Annotated in this window: 14 protein-coding genes; 6 read left to right on the top strand and 8 right to left on the bottom strand. The window is 76.1% G+C overall.

All coding sequences use genetic code 11. The features are described from left to right. The first annotated feature begins 11 nt into the window (after nucleotides 1-11). The 3 genes from ACFV8H_RS15815 to ACFV8H_RS15805 all read left to right on the top strand — a co-directional run bounded on the left by ACFV8H_RS15815 (nucleotide 12) and on the right by ACFV8H_RS15805 (nucleotide 9330). Complete coding sequence (locus ACFV8H_RS15815; RefSeq protein ID WP_380400042.1) at nucleotides 12-6563, top strand: SDR family NAD(P)-dependent oxidoreductase; 6552 nt, start codon at nucleotides 12-14, stop codon at nucleotides 6561-6563. Between the two features lie 25 nt (nucleotides 6564-6588). Next, entirely contained in the window at nucleotides 6589-8139 is a 1551-nt protein-coding gene (locus ACFV8H_RS15810; RefSeq protein ID WP_380400040.1) for an aspartate aminotransferase family protein, read from the top strand. Nucleotides 8140-8271: 132 nt separating this feature from the next. Further along, the gene (locus ACFV8H_RS15805) at nucleotides 8272-9330 is read left to right on the top strand and encodes a hypothetical protein (protein ID WP_380400038.1); all 1059 of its coding nucleotides are present in this window, start codon (nucleotides 8272-8274) and stop codon (nucleotides 9328-9330) included. Here the strand turns inward: ACFV8H_RS15805 and ACFV8H_RS15800 are convergent. The 3 genes from ACFV8H_RS15800 to ACFV8H_RS15790 form a co-directional block, all read right to left on the bottom strand. Further along, complete coding sequence (locus ACFV8H_RS15800; protein WP_380400036.1) at nucleotides 9327-10460, bottom strand: FAD-dependent oxidoreductase; 1134 nt, start codon at nucleotides 10458-10460, stop codon at nucleotides 9327-9329. The genes ACFV8H_RS15805 and ACFV8H_RS15800 overlap by 4 nt on opposite strands. Before the next feature lie 126 nt (nucleotides 10461-10586). Next, the gene (locus tag ACFV8H_RS15795) at nucleotides 10587-10946 is read right to left on the bottom strand and encodes an antibiotic biosynthesis monooxygenase family protein (protein ID WP_380400034.1); all 360 of its coding nucleotides are present in this window, start codon (nucleotides 10944-10946) and stop codon (nucleotides 10587-10589) included. 123 nt (nucleotides 10947-11069) lie between these two features. Beyond that, a complete protein-coding gene (locus tag ACFV8H_RS15790) occupies nucleotides 11070-11363 on the bottom strand; it encodes a DUF1330 domain-containing protein (protein WP_380400032.1) in 294 nt (97 codons plus the stop codon). A gap of 158 nt (nucleotides 11364-11521) precedes the next feature. Between ACFV8H_RS15790 and ACFV8H_RS15785 the strand changes: the two genes are divergently transcribed. Further along, nucleotides 11522-12424, top strand: a complete 903-nt coding sequence (locus ACFV8H_RS15785; RefSeq protein WP_380400030.1) for a LysR family transcriptional regulator — start codon at nucleotides 11522-11524, stop codon at nucleotides 12422-12424. A gap of 58 nt (nucleotides 12425-12482) precedes the next feature. Here the strand turns inward: ACFV8H_RS15785 and ACFV8H_RS15780 are convergent, their stop codons facing one another. Both ACFV8H_RS15780 and ACFV8H_RS15775 read right to left on the bottom strand, forming a co-directional pair. Then, nucleotides 12483-12995, bottom strand: coding sequence for a hypothetical protein (locus ACFV8H_RS15780; protein ID WP_380400028.1), 513 nt, complete (start codon nucleotides 12993-12995; stop codon nucleotides 12483-12485). After that, nucleotides 12992-13588 (bottom strand): thioredoxin family protein, encoded by a 597-nt coding sequence (locus ACFV8H_RS15775; RefSeq protein ID WP_380400026.1) that lies wholly within the window; start codon nucleotides 13586-13588, stop codon nucleotides 12992-12994. Before ACFV8H_RS15775 ends, ACFV8H_RS15780 begins: the two co-directional genes overlap by 4 nt. Before the next feature lie 211 nt (nucleotides 13589-13799). Here ACFV8H_RS15775 and ACFV8H_RS15770 point away from each other — a divergent pair, with 211 nt between their 5' ends. Then, the gene (locus ACFV8H_RS15770) at nucleotides 13800-14282 is read left to right on the top strand and encodes an FxLYD domain-containing protein (protein ID WP_380400024.1); all 483 of its coding nucleotides are present in this window, start codon (nucleotides 13800-13802) and stop codon (nucleotides 14280-14282) included. Nucleotides 14283-14394: 112 nt separating this feature from the next. Here ACFV8H_RS15770 and ACFV8H_RS15765 read toward each other — a convergent pair whose 3' ends face one another. From ACFV8H_RS15765 to ACFV8H_RS15755, 3 genes are all read right to left on the bottom strand, one after another. After that, nucleotides 14395-15531, bottom strand: a complete 1137-nt coding sequence (locus ACFV8H_RS15765) for a hypothetical protein (protein ID WP_380400023.1) — start codon at nucleotides 15529-15531, stop codon at nucleotides 14395-14397. A 126-nt stretch (nucleotides 15532-15657) separates the two neighbouring features. Next, nucleotides 15658-17280 (bottom strand): M48 family metalloprotease, encoded by a 1623-nt coding sequence (locus tag ACFV8H_RS15760; RefSeq protein WP_380400021.1) that lies wholly within the window; start codon nucleotides 17278-17280, stop codon nucleotides 15658-15660. 313 nt (nucleotides 17281-17593) lie between these two features. After that, nucleotides 17594-17824: a hypothetical protein gene (locus ACFV8H_RS15755; protein WP_380400019.1), complete on the bottom strand. Its 231-nt coding sequence runs from the start codon at nucleotides 17822-17824 to the stop codon at nucleotides 17594-17596. 243 nt (nucleotides 17825-18067) lie between these two features. Between ACFV8H_RS15755 and ACFV8H_RS15750 the strand changes: the two genes are divergently transcribed. Next, a complete protein-coding gene (locus tag ACFV8H_RS15750) occupies nucleotides 18068-19138 on the top strand; it encodes a homoserine dehydrogenase (RefSeq protein WP_380400018.1) in 1071 nt (356 codons plus the stop codon). Nucleotides 19139-19142: the final 4 nt, after the last annotated feature.

The following is a 19142-nucleotide window of genomic DNA, read 5'->3' as shown; positions in this document are numbered from 1 at the left end:
GGAGGACGACCATGCATCTGGAGATCACCCCGATCGACGCGCTGCGCCGCGCGGCCCAGCGGCCCGGGGCGGGCCCGGCCCTGCACTACGAGGAAGCCGAGATTGGCTACCCCGAACTGCTGGACCGGGCCGGCCGCCTGGCCGAGGTGCTCGCCGACGGCGGGGTGACGGCCGGCCGCCAGGTTGCCTACCTGGGCCTGAACAGCCCGACACTGCTGGTGACGTACCTCGCCTGCGGCTGGCTGGGCGCCGCCTTCGTGCCCGTCAACCACCGGCTCGGCGCCGCCGAGGTGGCGGAGCTGCTGCGGGACTGCGCAGCGCACACCGTGGTCGCCGAACCGGGCCACGCGCCGCTGGTCGACCCGGCGTCCGGGGCGCGGCTGCTGCTGGTGGACGACGACCCGGCCGCCCCCGTGACCGGCCCGCCCGACCCGCGCTGGACGCTGCTCGCCCCCGCGCTGGCGGCGGCCCCCCAGCCGCCGCGCCAGCCCGCGCCGCTGGACGCCGAGGACCTCGCCGTCCTGCTGTACACCTCCGGCACCACCGGCCGGCCCAAGGGCGTCCGGCTCACCTACGGCAACATCTGGTGGAACGCCGCCAACATCGACGCGGCGATGACCACCCGCGAGGACGACGTCAACCTGGTGGTCACCCCGCTGTCGCACATCGGCGGGCTCAACTGCTTCACCCTGCGCAACCTCGGCCACGGCGGCACCACCGTGCTGCGCCGCCGCTTCGACCCCGAGCGGACCTTGCGCGACCTGGTCGCCCTCCGGGTCGACACCTTCTTCGCCGTCCCCTCGATGTACGCCCTGCTGGCCCGGCAGCCCGGCTTCGCCGCCGCCGACCTGTCCGCGCTGCGCGGCGCCGTGGTGGCCGGTGCCCCCGTCCCGCCCGGGCTGGTCCGCGACTACGCGGCCCGCGGGGTGCTGCTCCAGCAGGCCTGGGGCCTGACCGAGACCGCCTGCTTCGCCAGCTACCTGCCGCCGGAGCTCACCCTGGCGAAGGCCGGCTCGGCGGGCCGGGCGATGCCCTTCACCCAGCTGCGGATCGTCGACCCGGAGACCGGTACGGACGTCGCCGACCCGGACCGGCCGGGCGAGGTCTGGGTGCGCGGCAAGCACGTCTCGCCCGGCTACTGGCGCGACGAGGAGCAACTCCGCGACGCCGACGGCTGGTTCCGCACCGGCGACCTCGGGCGGCTGGACGCCGACGGCTGCCTGTACCTGGTCGACCGGCTCAAGAACGTCATCATCCAGAACGGCGAGAAGGTCTACCCCGCCGAGGTCGAGCGCGCCCTGGCCGACTGCCCCGGCCTGCGCGAACTCGCCGTCCTCGGCACCGCCCACCCGGAGTGGGGCGAGACCGTCGTCGCGGTGGCCGTGGCCGAGCCCGGCAGTGCCCCGAGCCTGGAGGCGGTACGGGAGTTCGGCGCGGCCCGGCTGGCGCCGCACAAGCTGCCCGTCCGGTTGCACCTGGTCGCGGAGCTCCCGCGCAACGGCGCCGGCAAGGCCGACCTGGCGGCGCTGCGGCTGCTGCTGTCCGCCATGACGGAAGCCTGCGCGACGGAAGCCCGCGCGGCGGAAACCGCCGCAACGAAAGCCCCCGGGCCGCCGCGCCCGGACGGCCTGGCCGCACTGGTCGCGGCCGCGACCGAGTCGGCGCTCGGCTTCCCGCCCGGCCGCCGCTACGGCGCCACCACCGGCTTCGCCGAACTCGGCCTGGACTCCCTCCGGGCCGTCGCCCTGCGCGACCGGCTGGCCGAGGCCACCGGCCTGACACTGCCCGCCACGCTGGCCTTCGACCACCCGACCCCGGCGGCCGTCGTCGCGCTGCTGCGCGCCCGGCTCGGCGAAACCCCCTCCACGGAAGGCGAGTTCGGGACCGAGTCCGAGCCCGTGCCCGACCCCGCGACCGGGCCCGCCGACGACCCGGTGGTGATCACCGGCATGGCCGTCCGCCTCCCCGGCGGCGTCACCACCCCCGAGGCGCTCTGGCAGCTGCTCAGCGAGGAACGGGACGCCGTCTCCGGCTTCCCCGAGGACCGCGGCTGGGACCTCGCCGCCCTCGCCGACCCCGACCCCGAGGCCCCCGGCCGCTCCGACACCCGGCACGGCGGCTTCCTGCGCGACGCCGCACTCTTCGACGCCGACTTCTTCGGCATCTCCCCGCGCGAGGCCGCCGCGATGGACCCCCAGCAGCGGCTCCTGCTGGAGACCAGCTGGGAGGCGCTGGAACGGGCCGGCATCGCCCCGACCGCCCTGCGCGGCCAGGACGTCGGCGTGTTCACCGGCGTGTTCGCCAACGGCTACACCGAGCGCGTCCCGGTCTCCCGCACGGCCGACGGCTACCGGGTCACCGGGAGCGCGACCAGCATCGCCGCCGGCCGGGTCGCGTACGTCCTGGGCACCCACGGCCCGGCCGTCGCGGTGGACACCGCCTGCTCCTCCTCGCTGGTCGCCCTGCACCTGGCACTGCGCTCGCTGCGGGCCGGCGAGTGCACCACCGCGCTGGTCGGCGGGGCGACGGTGATGGTCACCCCGGACGCCTTCGTCGAGTTCTCCCGCCAGCGCGGCATCGCCCCCGACGGGCGCTGCAAGCCCTTCGCGGAGGCCGCGGACGGCACCGGCTGGGCCGAGGGCGTCGCCGTCCTCGTCCTGGAGCGGCTCTCCGCCGCCCGGCGGGCCGGCCGCCGCCCGCTCGCCGTGGTCCGCGGCTCCGCCGTCAACCAGGACGGCGCCTCCAACGGGCTGACCGCGCCCAACGGCCCCGCCCAGCAACGGGTGATCCGCCGCGCCCTGGCCGACGCCGGACTGCGAGCCGACGAGGTCGACGCGGTGGAGGCCCATGGCACCGGCACCGTGCTGGGCGACCCGATCGAGGCCCAGGCGCTGATCGCCGCGTACGGGCCGGAGCGCGCCGAGCCCCTGCTGCTGGGTTCGGTGAAGTCCAACCTGGGGCACACCCAGGCGGCCGCCGGTGTGGTCGGCGTGGCGGCCACCGTGCTGGCCCTCCGGCACGGCGTCCTGCCCCGCACCCTGCACGTCGACCGCCCGAGCACCCGGGTCGACTGGCCCGGCGGCGCGGTGCGGCTGCGCACCGCCACCGCCCCCTGGCCTGAGCGGCGGCGCCCGCGCCGGGCCGGGGTCTCCTCGTTCGGGATCAGCGGGACCAACGCCCATGTGCTGCTGGAGCAGGCCCCGATCGAGGAACCCGCCACCGCGGCCGGGCCGGAACCGCTGGTGCCGCTGGTGCCGCTCGTGATCTCCGCCCGGACCCCGGAGGCACTGGCCGCCCAGGCCGGGCGGCTGGCCGACCTGCTGGACGACGGGGCCCGGCCGCAGGACGCGGCGCGCTCCGCACTCGCCGGGCGGGCGCTGTTCGAGTACCGGGCCGTCGTGCTGGCGGCGGACGGGACGCAGGCCCGCGCGGCGCTGCGGGCCCTCGCGGCGGGCGCGGCAGGCGGCGCGAGCGGGTCCGGCGGGGCGGGCGGGGCGGTCCCCGGGTTGGTCACCGGCACCGCGCCGGCGGACCGGGTGGACCAGGACGTGGTCCTGGTCTTCCCCGGTCAGGGCGCCCAATGGGCCGGCATGGGAAGGGAGTTGTGGCAGTCCGAAGCGGTCTTCGCCGAGCGGATGGCCGCCTGCGAACAGGCCCTCGCCCGGTACGTCGACTGGTCGCTCGCCGACGTCGTGCACGGTGCCCCCGACGCCCCGCCGCTGGACCGGGTGGACGTCGCCCAGCCGGTGTCCTTCGCGGTGATGGTCTCGCTCGCCGCCCTCTGGCAGTCGTACGGCGTCCGTCCGGCGGTCGTCCTCGGCCACTCGCAGGGCGAGATCGCCGCCGCCTGCGCGGCCGGCGCGCTGACCCTGGCGGACGCCGCCCGGACGGTCGCGCTGCGCAGCCGGGCCATCGGCACCCGCCTCGCGGGCACCGGCGGGATGCTCTCCGTGCCGCTGCCCGAGTGCCGCGTCCGGGACTGGATCCGGGCCTGCGGCGGGGGAGTCGAGATCGCCGCCGTGAACGGGCCGGAGCGCACCGTGGTCGGTGGGGACGGCGCGGCGCTCAGCGGGTTCCACGCCGAGCTGGAGCGGCGCGGGATCGACGTGCGGATGATCCCGGTCGACTACGCCTCGCACACCGCGCAGGTGGCGCAGCTGGAGCCGGAACTGCTGCAACTCCTCGACGGCGTACGGTCGTCGGCGCCGGTGGTGCCCTGGTACTCGACGGTCGACGGCGACTGGGTCGGCGGGCCGGTCGGGCCCGACTACTGGTACCGCAACCTGCGCCATCCGGTCCGCTTCGAACCCGCCGTCCGGGCGCTCGCCGAGCAGGGCTTCACGACCTTCGTCGAGGTCGGCGCGCACCCGGTGCTGGGTACGGCGATCGAGGCGACGCTGGCCGACACCGGGGCGGGCCGGGCCGCCGTGGTCTGCGGCAGCCTGACCCGGGGTGAGGGCGGCCGGGGGCGGTTCGCCCGTTCGCTCGCCGAGGCCTTCGTCCGGGGCGTCCCGGTCGACTGGACTCCGCTGCTGCCGCCCGGCGCGCACCGGATCGACCTGCCGACCTACCCCTTCCGGGGGCGGCGGTACTGGCCGGAGCCGGTGTCGCAGTCGGGGCCAGGGGCGCAGCCGGAGCCGGTACCGGTGCGGGCGTTCGCGAGCACGGGGGACCTGTTCCGCCTCGCCTGGCGGGACGTGCCCGCGCGCGGCGCGGCGCCCGTCCCGGTGACACCGCTCGCGGACCCGGCGGCGCCGCCCCCGGACGCGTCCGGCTGGCTGCTGCTCCCGCCCGCCGACGTCACCGACGCCGAAGCCCCCGCCGAGGACACCGTACGGGTCCGGCGCGCGACCGCCCGCGCTCTGACGGCCGTCCAGCACTTCCTCGCCGACCCCCGGTACGAGGGCCGCCGCCTGGTCGTCGCCACCCGCCACGGCGTGGCGACCGAGGACGGTGAACCCGTCGACCCGGCCGAGGCCGCCGTGTGCGGCCTGGTCCGCTCGGCCCAGACCGAGCACCCCGGCCGCCTGGTGCTCGCCGACCTCGACCTGCCCGCCGACGCGACCCCGGAGGACTGCGCCCGCGCGGTCGCGGCCGCCCTGGGCGCGGCGGCCGCCGCGGACGAGCCGCAGTTCGCCCTCCGCGGCCCGGCCGTCCGGGTGCCCCGCCTGGCCGCCCGCACCCCCGCGCCGACGGACGGCCCGGTGCTGGACCCGGCCGGTACCGCGATCGTCACCGGCGGCACCGGCCTGCTCGGCCGGCTGATCGCCCGCCACCTGGTGACCGGCCACGGCCTGCGCCGCGTCCTGCTCGCCTCCCGGCGCGGCGCGGATGCCCCCGGGGCCGCCGAACTCTGCGGCGAGCTGGCGGAGTTGGGAGCCCACGCGGAGGCCGTCCGGTGCGACGTCGCCGACCGGGAGCAGGTCCGCGCCCTGGTCGCGGGCGTGCCCGCCGAGGCGCCGCTCACCGTCGTCGTGCACGCCGCCGGGGTGCTGGACGACGCGGTGGTCGCTTCCCAGACCCCGGAGCGGCTCGACACCGTGCTGCGCCCCAAGGCCGACGCCGCCGTCTGGTTCGACCGGGCCACCCGCGAGCTCCCCGCACCCGTCGCGCTCGTGCTCTGCTCCTCCGCCGCCGGTGTCCTGGGCACCGCGGGCCAGGCCGGGTACGCGGCCGCCAACGCCTTCCTGGACGGCCTCGCGACCCGCCGCCGGGCCGCCGGCCTGCCCGCGGTGTCGCTGGCCTGGGGGTCCTGGGACGCGCCCGACGGCATGGCCGCCGCCCTGGGCCGGGCCGGCCGGGCCCGGCTGGCCCGCACCGGCGTCCGGCCGCTCCACCCCGCCGAGGGGCTGCGACTGTTCGACGCGGGCCTCGCCGACGGCCGGGCCGTCCTCGTCCCGCTCGCCCTGGACCCCGGCGCCGTCCGGCACCCGGTTCCCGCGATGCTGCGCGACCTCGCCGAAGCCGGTACCGCAGATCCCACCCGGGGCACCGCCGACCCCGCGCCCGGTACCGCGGCTCCCGAACCGCAGGCCGTCCGGCTGGTCGCCGCCGACCCCGCCGCCCTGCTCGACCTGGTCCGGGCCGAGGCCGCCGAGGTGCTCGGGGCGGACGAGCGGATCCCGGCCGAGGAACCCTTCGAGTACGCGGGCTTCGACTCCCTGATGGCGCTCGAACTGCGCGACCGGCTGGCCCGGCTCACCGGCGCCCGGCTCCCCGCCACCCTGGTCTACGACCACCCCAGCCCGGCCGCCGTCGCCGAGCAGCTGGGCCGACTGCTCGGCTCCGTCCGGGAACACCGGCAGGCGGCCGCCGCCCTGGACACCCTGGAACGCACCCTCACGGCCGTGGACGAGGAGTCCCGCGCGGACCTCACCGCCCGGCTGCGCACCCTGCTCCAGCGGCTCGAGCCCGCCGCCGCTCCGACGGCGAGCGTCCCGACCGAGCGACGGGCCAAGGAACCGGCCAAGGAACCGACCAGGGAACTGGCCAGGGAACTGGCCGACGAAATCGCCGCCGCCGACGACGACGACCTCCTCCGCTTCATCGACACCCGGCTCTGACCGGCACCGCCAGAAAGGCACCGCGATGACCACCACCGGTCTGGCCGAACCCTTCCTCCGCGCCCAACTGGAGTCCCTGGGCCTGGCCGTCGAGTACGTCCGCGCCGAGGGCGACACCCTCTACCGGCGCGGCGACGACGGCCGCGAACTCCCCGTGCTCGACCTCGTCGGCGGCTTCGGCGCGACGATCCTCGGCCACAACCACCCCGAGATCCTCGCCCTCGCCCAGGAGTTGCTGAGCGCGCGGGTGCCGGTGCACGCCCAGTTCTCACTGCACCCGTACGCCGAGACCGTCGCCCGGCGGCTCAACGAGATCATCCACCGCGACACCGGCGACCCGGGCCCGTACACCGCCGTCTTCGCCAACAGCGGCGCCGAGGCGGTCGAGGCCGCCGTCAAGCACGCCGAACTCGACCGCGGGCTCAAGGCGGCCGAGCTGCTCGCCCGGATCGACGAGGAGATCGACCGGGCCCGCCGGGCCGTCCGGGACGGCGCCGTCCTCTCCGCGGCCGCCCGGCAGCTCGCCGACGGCCAGGACTTCGAGTCCCTGGCCACCGCCCTCACCGCCGCCAACCGGGTGCGGGCCGAGGAGCCGCCCGTGCTGCTCGCCCTGACCGGCGGCTTCCACGGCAAGCTTGTCGGCAGCGTCCAGCTCACCCACAACCCGGTCGTCCGGGAGCCCTTCCGGGCCCTGGCCGCCCCCTGCCGGTTCGTCCCCGCCGAGGACCCGGCCGCCCTCGCCGCGGCGATCGCCGAGGAACACCGGGCGGCACTGGGCCTCACCGTCTCCGACGGCACCGTGGACCTGGTCGAGCACCGGCTGCCCCGGCTGTGCGCCCTGGTGCTGGAACCCGTCCAGGGCGAGGGCGGGGTCCGGCCGCTCACCGCCGGGTACGCGCGCGAGCTCCAGCGGATCTGCGCCGAGGCGGACTGCCCGATCGTGGTGGACGAGGTGCAGAGCGGCATGGGCCGCACCGGCAGCTTCCTGGCGAGCTCCGCCATCGGGCTGCGCGGCGACTACTACGTGCTCGCCAAGAGCCTCGGCGGCGGCCTCGCCAAGGCCGCGGTCATGCTGGTGCACCACCGCCGCCACCGGCCCGGTTTCGAGCTGCTGCACAGCTCCACCTTCGCCAAGGACGCCTTCTCCACCCTGATCGCCGCCCGCACCCTGGACCTGCTGGAGGCCGACGGCGGCGCCCGCTACCGGCAGGCCGCCGAACGCGGCGAACGGATCCTGGCCCGACTGGAGGGCATCCGCGACGACTTCAAGGACGTCGTCGCCGACGTCCGCGGCTGCGGCCTGATGCTCGGCCTGGAGCTGCACGACCAGAGCGACTCCACCTCCCCGGCCCTGCGCGAACTCTCCCGGGCCGGCGTCCTCGGCTACGCCGCCGCCGGCTACCTCCTCCACACCCACGCCCTGCGGGTCTTCCCGACCGCCAGCGCGTCGACCACCCTGCGGATCGAACCCTCCGTCCAGATCACCGACCCCCAGATCGCGCAGGCCGAATCCGGCCTGCGCGCCCTCTGCGACCTCCTCCGCACCCAGGACGGCGACCGCCTCCTCGCACGCTGACGCAGGGCGCACCGAGGCGCGTACCGGGGGCGAGTGCGCCCGGTACGCGCCCTGGTGGGGCGGCGGCGTGCACCGCACACTGACGGAGCGACAGCGACGCACCGTGCACGCACGACCGTCAGCGGGGGGCCGATGGAGTACGTACCGATCCTGCGCGGCAAGGCGGGCGAGTTCATCGCCCTGAGCCATATCGGCGCCCAAGTGCAGGCGCGCATTCGCCCGTTGCTCGAAGTCCACCCCGACCGGCGCCTGGCCGATGTCGTGCAGACCTTCGCCCGCCACGCGGGCGACCACCTCCCCGCCCAGCTGACCGTCACCGTCGACTGCGGTCAACTCTGGCAGCAGGGCGCGGTCGGGACCGGCTACCGCGGCCACGCCATGCGGTGGCTCAGCGAACATTTCGAGCAGTGGCTCCAGACGCTCATCCCCGCCTTCCGCACCACCGACCCGGTCGGCTCCCTCGACGAGATCCGCCGGGCCCAGCGGGCCCACGGCGCCGGCGGCTGCCTCCGGATCGACCTGCACCACCTCCCCGGCAGTCCGGGTGACCTGACCGAGGACGTGCGCGCCGTCCTGGCCGCCGTGGCGCTCACCCCGCAGGACACCGACCTGCTGCTCGACGCCGGCTACCTGCCCGGCCCCGACGCGGTCACCGCCCTGGTGCCACGCGCGCTCGCCGTCCTCGGCTGGGCCCGCGCACACCCCTGGCGCCACATCGCGCTGGCAGCGGGGGCGTTCCCGCCGAGTCTGCGCCGGGTCCGGCCGTACGTCCTGACCGCCCTGCGCCGTCACGAGCTGGACCTCTGGGAGCACGTCGCCCGCGGGGCGGCCGGCCCGCCGCCCGACTTCGGCGACCACGGCGTCACCCACCCCGACCCGCCGGAACCCGCCGAGGTCCGGGCCGCGCCCGCCAACCTGCGCTACACCGGCGGCCGCCACTGGCACGTCGTCCGGGCGGTCGACGCGACGGGTCTGGAAGCCCTCCGGCTGTGCCGTCAGCTCACCCGGGCCGGCGTCTGGGATCACCCGCCCCGACGCCTCCTGGGGCGGAGAGGAGATCCGCCGCCGTGCCCTCGACCTCGTGACCGGCCCCGGCAACCCCGGCCAGCGCCGTGCCTGGGAGACCTCCCACCACCTGGCCGCGGTCGCCGGAGCCATCGCCGAACGGGGCCGCCCGTAGGCGGTGCCTAGCGTGCCGGGGTGAAGTCCGGGAGTCGGGCCAGTCCGGCGGCGACCGCGGTGAAGCCCCGGTCGAGCATCCGCAGTTCGTACTCCTGGACGGCGGAGGGCAGTTCGGCCTCGCCGCGGTGGACGGCGGTGAGCGAGCGGCAGAGCAGGGCGGCGTCGCGGAACGCGAGGTTGGCGCCCTGGCCGGCGCTGGGCGGCATGGGGTGGATGGCGTCGCCGAGCAGGGTGACCGGCCCGGTGCCCCAGTGGGGTACCGGCTCGGAGTAGCGGAACGTCAGCGGTGAGCTGTTGCCGACGTCGGACCGCCGGACCAGCTCGACCAGGTCGGGGTGCCAGTCGCGGACCAGGACGAGCAGTCGGTCGCGCACCTGCGCCCAGTCCGTCGGTGCGGGGCCCCCGAGCGGCTCGGGCAGCATCACCACCCAGCGCAGGTAGCTTCCGGTGTCCGGCAGTTCCACCTCCGGTGCCAGTTCGGCCGCCGCGAGCCGGGGCGGGCGGCGGAACTCCATCCGGCCGATCAGCAGGCTCGCCCCGGGCCCCTGGACCAGGGTGCCGGCGCCCGGTACGAGCGCGGCGAGCCGCTCGGTCATCGGGGTGCGTCCCAGCAGCGCGCCGCCCGGTACGGTGGCGACCTCGGCCCCGGGCAGCAGCTGCCGCCGTATGGCCGAGCCCACGCCGTCCGCCCCGACCAGCAGGTCGCCCAGCACGCCGGTGCCGTCCGCGAACCGTGCCTCCACCCGGCCGTCCGCCCGCTCCCGGTACCCGACGACCGCCCGCCCGAACTCCACCCGGTCCCCGAGCCCCGCCAGCAGCAGCTGCCGCAGCACGTGCCGGTCGGCGGCGGTGCCCCCGCTGGTCGGGCCGAGCCGCCGCAGCTCCGTCAACTGCTCGTCCACCACACGCCGTTCGCCGGCGAGCGGTCCGGTCACCGCCGCCAGCAGGCCGTGCAGCCTGGGCGGCAGGCACTCCCGCAGCGCGGCCAGTCCGGGCTCGTCCAGCCCGATCCGGAACCCCTGGTACCGGCTGTCCGCCGCGCCCTCCCGCTCGAACACCCGCACGTCGATCCCGGCCCGGACCAACCCCTGCGCTAGGCAGAGCCCCCCGATCCCGGCCCCGGCCACCAACACCCTCATGCCGCGCATCCTCGCCCCGCCCGCCTTCTCGTCCGTTCCTTGCAGCATCAGCCTGGCCGACCCCGGCCCCCGCGCGGCAGGTCGCTCCGTCACCGATCCGGCATGACAGCTGTCACTGCTTCGCTATCACCCCTCCGCGCGGGTGAACCCGTGGCTGTGCTCGACCTTGGCCACGTGCAGCGAGTAGCTCTGGTACCACTGGGCCCGGCCGCGCTGCTGCGCCGCTCGGTGCTCGGCGTCGGTGCGCCACCGAGCGAGGTCCTCGGCGTCGCGGAAGTAGGCGACGGTGATGGCCGGCCCGCCGGGGGACTGGGCGTAGTCCATCCCCAGGTAGCCGGGGACGGACCGCACCAGCTCCTCCAGGCGGGCGTTCGTCTCCCGGTAGCCGTCCTGGTCGGCCGTCCGTACGGCGGTGAACACGGCCAGGTAGTACGGGGGTTCGAAGGCCTGGACGGGCATGACGGGCGCTTCCCGGTGATCGCTCATGGCGTCACCGTAGGCCGGGGAACGGCGGGGATCCAGCGTCCCTCGGGGATGGGACGAAGGAGGGACGGCGGGTCAGGCGCCGGTCGCGCCCCGGTGGTTCCCGGCCCGGCCCGGGCCCGCCGGTCAGTCGAGGCCTTCGGTGATGCGGAAGTCGCGCTCGAAGCCGTCCGGGAGGGCCACCAGCGCCTTCCGGTACGCCGCGCTCTCGTAGGCCGCGACGGCCTGTTCGAAGCTGTCGAACTCGATCAGCACGACGCGTTGGGTGATTCCGGCCTCGCGGGCGACGACTCGACTGCCACGGGACAGGAGGCGCCCGCCCCCGGCCCGGACAGCCGGACCGGCCAACTCGTCGTAGGCGGTCAGCCCCTCAGGGTCGGAAAGGGCGGGGTAGACACTGACCCAGTAGCCCTTGGCCATGGAAACCTCCTGTGTTCGGCCGGAGACGTCCGACTCCGAATAGGCACCCGGACCGATCGATCCCGGCATGCGCAGGCTAGGGCTTGACGTGCGGCCGAGGGAAAGACCGGTACGGGCTAGGCTCAGAACGGATCGTTATCAATCGGCGGGGAGGGCACGTGGCGCCGGATACCGTGAGCCTGCGCTACTTCCTGGTGCTGGCAAAGGAGTTGAACTTCACCCGCGCGGCCGCACGGATCGGCATCGCCCAGCCCGCACTCAGCGCCCGGATGCGCCGGTTGGAGGCGGAACTCGGTACGGCCCTGCTGGTCCGCAGCACGCGCAGCGTCGTACTGACCACGGCCGGTGCGGTGCTGGCGGAGTCCGCGCCGCCCGCGCTGGCGGCGCTGGACCGGGCGTGGGACACCGCCCGGAGCGCGGCGGCCGGTGAACTGGGCACGCTGCGCCTCGGATACAGCCTCAGCACCGGGGCCGAGACGACACCGGCCCTGGTGGACAGGCTGATGCGCGACAACCCTGGACTCGACGTCCGCGCGGTCCCGATGGCGACACCGGAGATCTCCCCCGCGGTCGCCGACGGCCGCATCGATGCCGGGATCACCCGCGGTGAACAACCGGGCCGTGGCGTACGCCGGTTGGTGCTGCGGCGTGCGCGCATCGGGGTCCAGCTGGCGCAGCACCATCCGCTGGCCGAACACCCGGAGATCGAGATCGCCGACGCGGCCGCGTATCCGCTGCGACTCCCGGACCGGGAGGCCAACCCCGTGGTCCACGATCAGCTGTCCGAGGTGTTCCGGGACACCCGACCGCACCCCCGGTTCCACACGCTCGCCGTCTCCTTCGACATGTCCCAGCGCGACCTGCGCGACGGGGCCACCCTCGCCCCGGCCGGAGAAGCCGCGGCCACGGCACAACCGGCCGGCCTCACCTGGCGACCGCTGCGGGGCGCGCCCGGCTTGACGTTCCACCTGGTTCTCCCGCGCGAGCAGTCGCCGCTGCACCGCCGCATCCGTACCGCCGCCAGAACCCTGGCGCACGAGCTGCACTGGCTGCCGGACTGACGCGCACGAGGTCGACCGCGCCGGATGCGGGCGGTGCGACGGGTCGGCGATCGGTTCGTCAGCCGACCGCGCCGAGCGGGACGACCTGGTCGGTGACGGGGATCAGGCAGCGCTGTTCGCTGCACGCGCCGAAGCTGACGACGGCTTCGCTCGGCCCGGTCGCGGTCCGGCGGACCGGGAGGGCGACGGTGACCGCGCCGTCCGGGTAGACGGGCAGCTGCACCCCGAGGTCCAGGGGGCTGACGGTGCGCAGCGGGCGGTCGGCCCGGACGGCGCCGTCCGGCGTCAGCCCGCCGCGCACGGCCAGCCGGGTGGGCAGGCCGAGGCCGTCGATGCCGCCGGCGGGCAGGTCGACGCTGTAGAGGTGGAAGCCCGCCTCGTCGGGGGTGAAGGTGGCGGCGAGGACCAGGTGGCCGTCGTCGCCGGGGGCGAGCCGGAGGGAGACGCTGACCCCGCCGCCACGGTAGCCGGCGATGGGGGCGGCGGCCGGGGCCGGGTCGGCGGCGCAGCCGGCCGCCCCGAGGACCAGGAGTGCGGCGACCGCGCCGGGCGCCCGTCGGGTCACCGTCATGCCTGCGCCCAGCGCTTGAGGAAGGTGGCGACCGTGCCGGCGCTCATGGCGCGGGCGTTGGAGAAGGCCCCGTCGTTGCTGGCGGTGCGCAGGGTGCCGTCGGGGGAGAGCACCACCAGGGCGGGGATGCCGCTGCTCCGGAGGTCGACGTACCGGGCGGCGAGGTTGAGGTTGTGGTCGAAGCGGCCGACGTCCACCGCGACGACCCGGTAGTCGTCCCGCAGCAGCGGGGTGACCTGCGGGGAGCGGAACAGCTTGTCCAGCACCTTGCAGTCGGGGCACCAGTTGGCCCCGAAGTCGAGCAGGACCGGGCGCTGGTCCCCGGCGGACCGGGCCAGGGCGGCCTTCACATCGGCCTCGGCGTCCCGGGTCGCGTCGTATCCGTCGGGCAGGTCGGCGGGCGCCGTCCCGGCACTCGCGGCTGCGGTGGCCGTCGGCGAGGTGGCGGATGAGGCGGATGAGGCGGAGGTGGTGGCGGCGGTTGCCGGAGTGGTCGTGGGGCGGCTCTCGGCGGCTCGGGTGGCGGAGCCGCAGCCGGTGATCAGTACCGCCGACAGGACGGTGCAGGCGATCAGGGCGCGGTGGTGCCGCATGGGTTCCCCTTCGGGTGGTGGGTGGTGGTGTCGAGTCGCGCTGATGGAAAGTGAACTGCGGGGTGTGCGGCGGTGGTTGGTGAGCTGAACGGTGCGGGTGGAGAGCGGCGGGTGCGTTCCGGAGCGGTCACGGAAGCGCCACACGGCCCACAACGGCCCGCACGCGTCGATACGGTTCCCGCACTGTCCGCACCACGTCCCAGGGGGGACCATGCGACGCACCGCCCTCGCCCTGCTCGCCGCCGCCACCGCCGTACTAGGCGTCGCCGCCTGCGACCCGACTCCGGTCACCACGACCACGAGTACGGGTGCACCCGTCCCGGCCACGACGGTGGCCGGCCCGGCGCCGGGCGGTACCCAGGCGGCGCCGGCGACCGCCGCCCCGACCGCCGCCCCGGTCGGGGCCGGGGGTGACGCGACCAAGGACGTCGAGATCTCGGCGTGCGAGGTGGACAGCGCGATCCACTGGCCGTCGGCGGCCCTCAAGGTCACCAACCACACCGACAAGTCGTCGAACTACCTCATCCAGGTGGAGTTCGTGGACGCCTCCGGCACCCGGGTGGCGGAGGCCCCCGCCGCGACCGACAACCTGGCCGCGGGTCAGACCGCCTCGCTCAAGGCGCTCGGGGCGACCGCGGTGAAGGACAAGGTCAGCTGCCGGGTCACCAGCGTCACCCGGTTCCCGGCCCCCTGACTCCGGCCCCTGACTCCGGCGTAGTGAGCCGCCGGAGGGGAGTAGCCGGACGGAGGGGAGTACCCGGACGGAGCCGCTCCCGCCGGGCCGGTAGCCCGGCGGGAGCGCCCGGTCAGGCCGGCTGCTGCTCCGCCGCCGCGACCGCGCCCTGGACGGCGGCGACCCGCAGGTCGATGAAGGACTGCCGAGGGTCGTTGAAGTTGGTGAACGGCTGCGGGATGTACCGGCCCAGGGCCTGGAACTGGGCCAGCGCCTCGGTCGGCCGCCCGGCCCGGGTCAGCGCGTACGCGAGCCAGCCGTGGGCGTACCGGATCCGGGGGTGGCCGGGGTCGGCCGCCGCGAGGTCGGCGAGTGCGGCGTCCAGGGCGGCGCCGACCTCGGGGCGCTGCCAGGCGGTGAGCTTCTCGCCGTCCTTGGCGAACTGCTCGAAGTAGGCCTCCAGCTTGATCGGGGCGAGCAGGCTGCCGGCCGGGGCGGCGGCGATCGCCCCGTCGATGAACCCGTGCATCAGCTCGTGGCTGCCGCGCCACTTGGCGCACCAGTACTGCAGCGCCCGGGTGTGCGCCGCCCAGTGCTGCGGGTCGCGTGCGACCAACTCGGCCCACAGCTGCCGGAAGCGGTCGTTGGACCAGCCGAGGCCCATGGCGATGGGGATCTGCGCGACCCACGGGTTGGGGTCGTCCTCGGGGGCGAGCGCGGCGGCCGCGACGGCGGCCTCCTCGGCCTCGGTCAGGACGCGGTGGAAGCCCGCGAACTGCTCGCGGCTGACCTCGGTCGCGCGGGCGCCGCTGCGGATGTTCCAGGCCAGGTAGACCAGGGCGTCCGCGTGCAGCAGTGCGGCGGCCGGGTCCTGCGGCCGCTCGGCGCGCCAGGCGCGCAGCCACGCGTCGTCCTCGGCTGCCAGTTCGGCCAGTTGGCGCTGCCGCCGCCAGCGGACGTCGGCGGTGGCGCCGGCGGCGAGGTAGCCGGCGGCGGTCCGCCAGTCACCGGCCTTGGCGGCGGCGAGGACGGCGGCCTCCTCGTCCTCGGGCCGGTCGTCCAGGAGCAGTTCGCTGCCGAGCAGCAGCCCGTGGTCGGCCGGGACGATGGTGTTCTTCGCCCGGGCCTCCTCCGCCTGTCGTGTCTCGTGCCGGGCGATGGTGGCCTTGGCCCGTTCGAGCTGGGCCAGCTTGCGCTTGGCCAGCCGGGTCATGACGACCGGGAACAGCAGGGCGAGGCCGACGACGGACAGCACGATGATGCCGAGCAAAGGGTGTTCCTCCGGTGGTGCGGTGTGGGCGTGGACGGGTGCGGACGGGTGCGGACGGGTCCGGGCGCGGACGGGTGCGGCGACGACCGGTCGGATCGGTGTGATCGATCCGACCGATCACACCGATCACACAGCGGCGGCGGTCGGCAGCCCGGCCCCCGCGAGCAGCGCCCGCAGCGGGGCGGTGTCCGGGTCGTCCGCGCAGGCGGCGTCCAGGGCCGCGTCGAAACCGTCCGCGAAGCCGTCCGGCAGCCGGAGTTCGGCCGGCCCGCCCCAGGAGAGCTCCCAGCCGGCGAGCCCGGCCTCGGCCAGCGCGACGACGGTGGCGTGCGCCAGTTCCTCGCGCAGCGCCGGTCGGGCGAACTCCCGGGCGGCCCGGCCGGTGGCCGCGGCGGCCTGTTCGCTCTTGGGCAGCCGGTCGGTGAACTCCCAGGCGCGGCCGGCATCGATGCCGTCGAGCAGCCCGTGGGCGGTGGGCGGCAGGCCGAGCCCGGTGAGCGCCCGGCGGGCGTCCTCGGCGGCCTCGCGGGCGCGCGCCAGCATGGCCGTGCGGACCAGTTCGGGCCAGTCGGCCCGGTGCTTGCCGGAGGCCTCCGGGACGAGCGAGACGACCTCCAGCTCGGCGAGCACCCGCTCCGAGTCGTGCAGCAGCGCCAGGGCGGGGCCGGCGGCGCCGGAGCCGCGGCCGTCGTCGGGCAGCGCCTCGATCGCGGCGACCCGCAGGTGGATCGGCGGGTGCGAGTCGTACGGGTCGGGCTGCTCCTCGGGCAGCTCGAGGGCGTGCTCGGCGAGTTCGGCGCGGCGCTTCGGGTCGCTCAGCAGGTGCTGGAGGCCGCCGTAGACCTGGCCGGGCGGCGGGAGCAGTCCGGCGTCCCAGCCGATGGTGGCGTAGCGGTTGAGGTAGAAGTTCTGGGCGGCCTCGAGCGCCGGGATCCGGCGCAGGGCGGCGGCGGTGGCGTCCCGGCCCGCGAGCTGGGCGGCGACCTGGTCGGCCGCGTACTCCTGGCGGCGGCCGACCGCTTCGGAGACCCGGAAGTAGAGCTTGGCGTAGCCGGTGAACAGCTTGGCGAGCACTCGGTCCACGCCGCCGCCGGCCTGTTCCGCGGAGGGCTTGCGGCCCTTGGCCAGTCGCTTCTCGGCCTTGGCGGCGAGCTTGACGGCCTCCTGGGCCTGGTGCTGGTCGGCGCGGTGGTGCAGTCCGCCGATGGTGTGCAGGACGGCGCGGCGGCCGGCGACGGTGACGGCGGCGAGCCGGACGTCCCGGTTGCTGTAGTGGCCGAACTCGTGCGCCAGCACGGACTCCAGCTCGCCCTCGGTGAGGCCGATCAGCAGCGGGGCGCCGATCACCAGGTGGCGCTTGCCGGGGACGAGGCCGAGCAGCCGGCTCTCCTCCATGACGCCCGCGTTGACCTCGGGCACGAGGCGGATCTCGGCCGGGCCGCGGACGCCGGTGCGCTCGGAGATCCGGTCGACCATCGCCCAGATCTCGGGCTGCCGCTCGCGGGTGAGGAGCACGCCGGGCAGTTCGCCGTCGTCCTTGCGACGCCGGGTCAGGAACACCACCCGGACGACGGGGTAGGCGACGGCGGCGCTCAGCGCCCAGAGCTTGATCAGCCCCGGGCGGAACTGGCCGGAGGCCTGGTAGAGGGCGACGTCGAGGGCGATCAGGCCCGCGACGATGCCGAGGGCGAGCAGGTAGAAGCCGATGAGCAGGGCCACGGCCGTGGCGGCTCTTGTTGACGTGCTCATGGCAGCAGAACGCTGGGGCGCGCCCATGCGATGGTCCTCCCCCTGGGCGCGACGACAGGAGCGGCGCGCGGTTGTTGCATGGTGAACGGGTGTGCGACGAGTGGAGATGGTAGCGGTCCCCGGACGGCCCGCGCACCAGGGTCAGCGGCTCCGGATCACCGCTCCGACCTGCGGGTTCGTCACGGGTTCCGATTCGTGCGGGCTTGACGGCATTCGGCCGCCGCCGACCCTGCCGCCCCGGCCGCCTACCACCGTCCCCGAGCCCCAGGCCCCCCGCCCGGCGCTCCGCTCCGACCGTCAGCGCCCGCCGACCTCAGCGCCCGCCGGCCGCGATCGCCTCACGGACGGTCACCAGGCAGGGGTCGCAGTACCGGTCCGGCACCGGCGAGCCGTCGCCGGGCGGCAGCACGCGCTGGGACGGCTCCAGGAACCGCCCGCACAGCGACGCCGACGCGTCGTCCTTCGCGACCACGTGCCACACCACGGCGGGCGGCGACACCGCCGGGTCGTGCTCGGCCCACATCTCGTACACGGTGACCTCCACGGTCTCGGGGCTCGGTCACCCCATGCAACCCCGGGACACCCTGCTCGGCCACCGGGCCGGACCCGGTGGGATGGTTCCACCTGGTCCGAGTCCGGGTCCCGGTCCGAGGCGGGCGGCGGACGGATGCTCACCGCCGGTGCCGAAGCCGAGAGTCGGCGCCACCCGGACGGCGGGTGCGGCTGCGCGCCGGCCCGGCCGGGAAGGGTGCCGAGTGCCCGACGGCCCCGGGGGTATCCTGCCCGGATGTCCTCACCCTTTGCCGGGCCCGTGCCCCCGGCCGCGCCGGGCGACGACCCGACGGCCGTGCGCCCGGGCGACGACCCGGCGGTCGTCCTCTCGGGCTTCGGCCCGGTCGGCCGCGCCGTCGCCGAGCGGTTGCTGACGCACGCGGACGAGCTCGCCCGCGACCACGGCGTCCGGCCGAGGCTGGCGGCCGTCCGGGTCGGGTCGGCGGAGGTGGAGTTGCGGGACGGCGGCCCGGTCCCGCCCCGGGCCGAGTGGGCGCCGCCGGGCCCGCTGGCGCGGACCCTCGACCGGACCGGTGCGCGGGTGCTGGTCCAGGCGCTGCCGTCCTCCCCACAGCTGCGGCAACAGGCCGCCGATGAGGCCGTCCTGGCGCTCGGCCGCGGTGTCCACGTCGTCACCGCCACCAAGAGCCACCTGCTCGGCCACTGGCGTGAACTCGGCGCGGCCGCCCGGTCCGGCGGCAGCCTGATCAGGATCTCCGGGGCCACCGGAGCAGCCCTCCCGGCGGCCGACCTGGCGCGCACGGGGGTGCGGGGCCTCGGCTGCCGGATGGTCCGGGCCTGCCCCAACGGGACGGCCACCTTCGTGCTCGACCGCCTGGCCGCGGGCGACTCCCTCGACCGGGCGGTCGGCGAGGCCCAGCGGCTCGGCATCGCCGAGGCCGATCCCTCGGCCGACCTCTCGGGCGCCGACGCCGCCACCAAGGTGCGGCTGCTCGCGGCCCTGCTCTGGGGCTGGGACCCGTCGACCGTGCACGTCGACACGCAGGCGGTGGACGCCGGGACGGGCGCGGCGGCGCTGGCCGCGGCCGCCGAGGGGCGCCGGCTGCGGGCGGTGGCGAGTGCGAGCGCGGACCGCCCGCTGGCGGTCGAGGTCCGCCTGGAGCGGACCGCGCCGGGCGACCCGCTGTACGCGCTGACCGGCCCGGAGAAGGCGGTCGTCTACGGCTGCCCCGAGGCCGGGGACATCACGGTGAGCGGCGGCCGGTCCAGCCCGCTCGGCGCGGCGCTCGCGATGCTGCGGGACACTCTTGACGTCACGGCGCCCCGCGGGCACGGCTTCGGCTGAGCCG

Source organism: Kitasatospora sp. NPDC059827 (genome assembly GCF_042731675.1).
Classification (GTDB): Bacteria; Actinomycetota; Actinomycetes; order Streptomycetales; family Streptomycetaceae; genus Kitasatospora.
The sequence above is the reverse complement of the archived record's forward strand: the minus strand, read 5'-3'. Positions and strand labels throughout refer to the sequence as shown.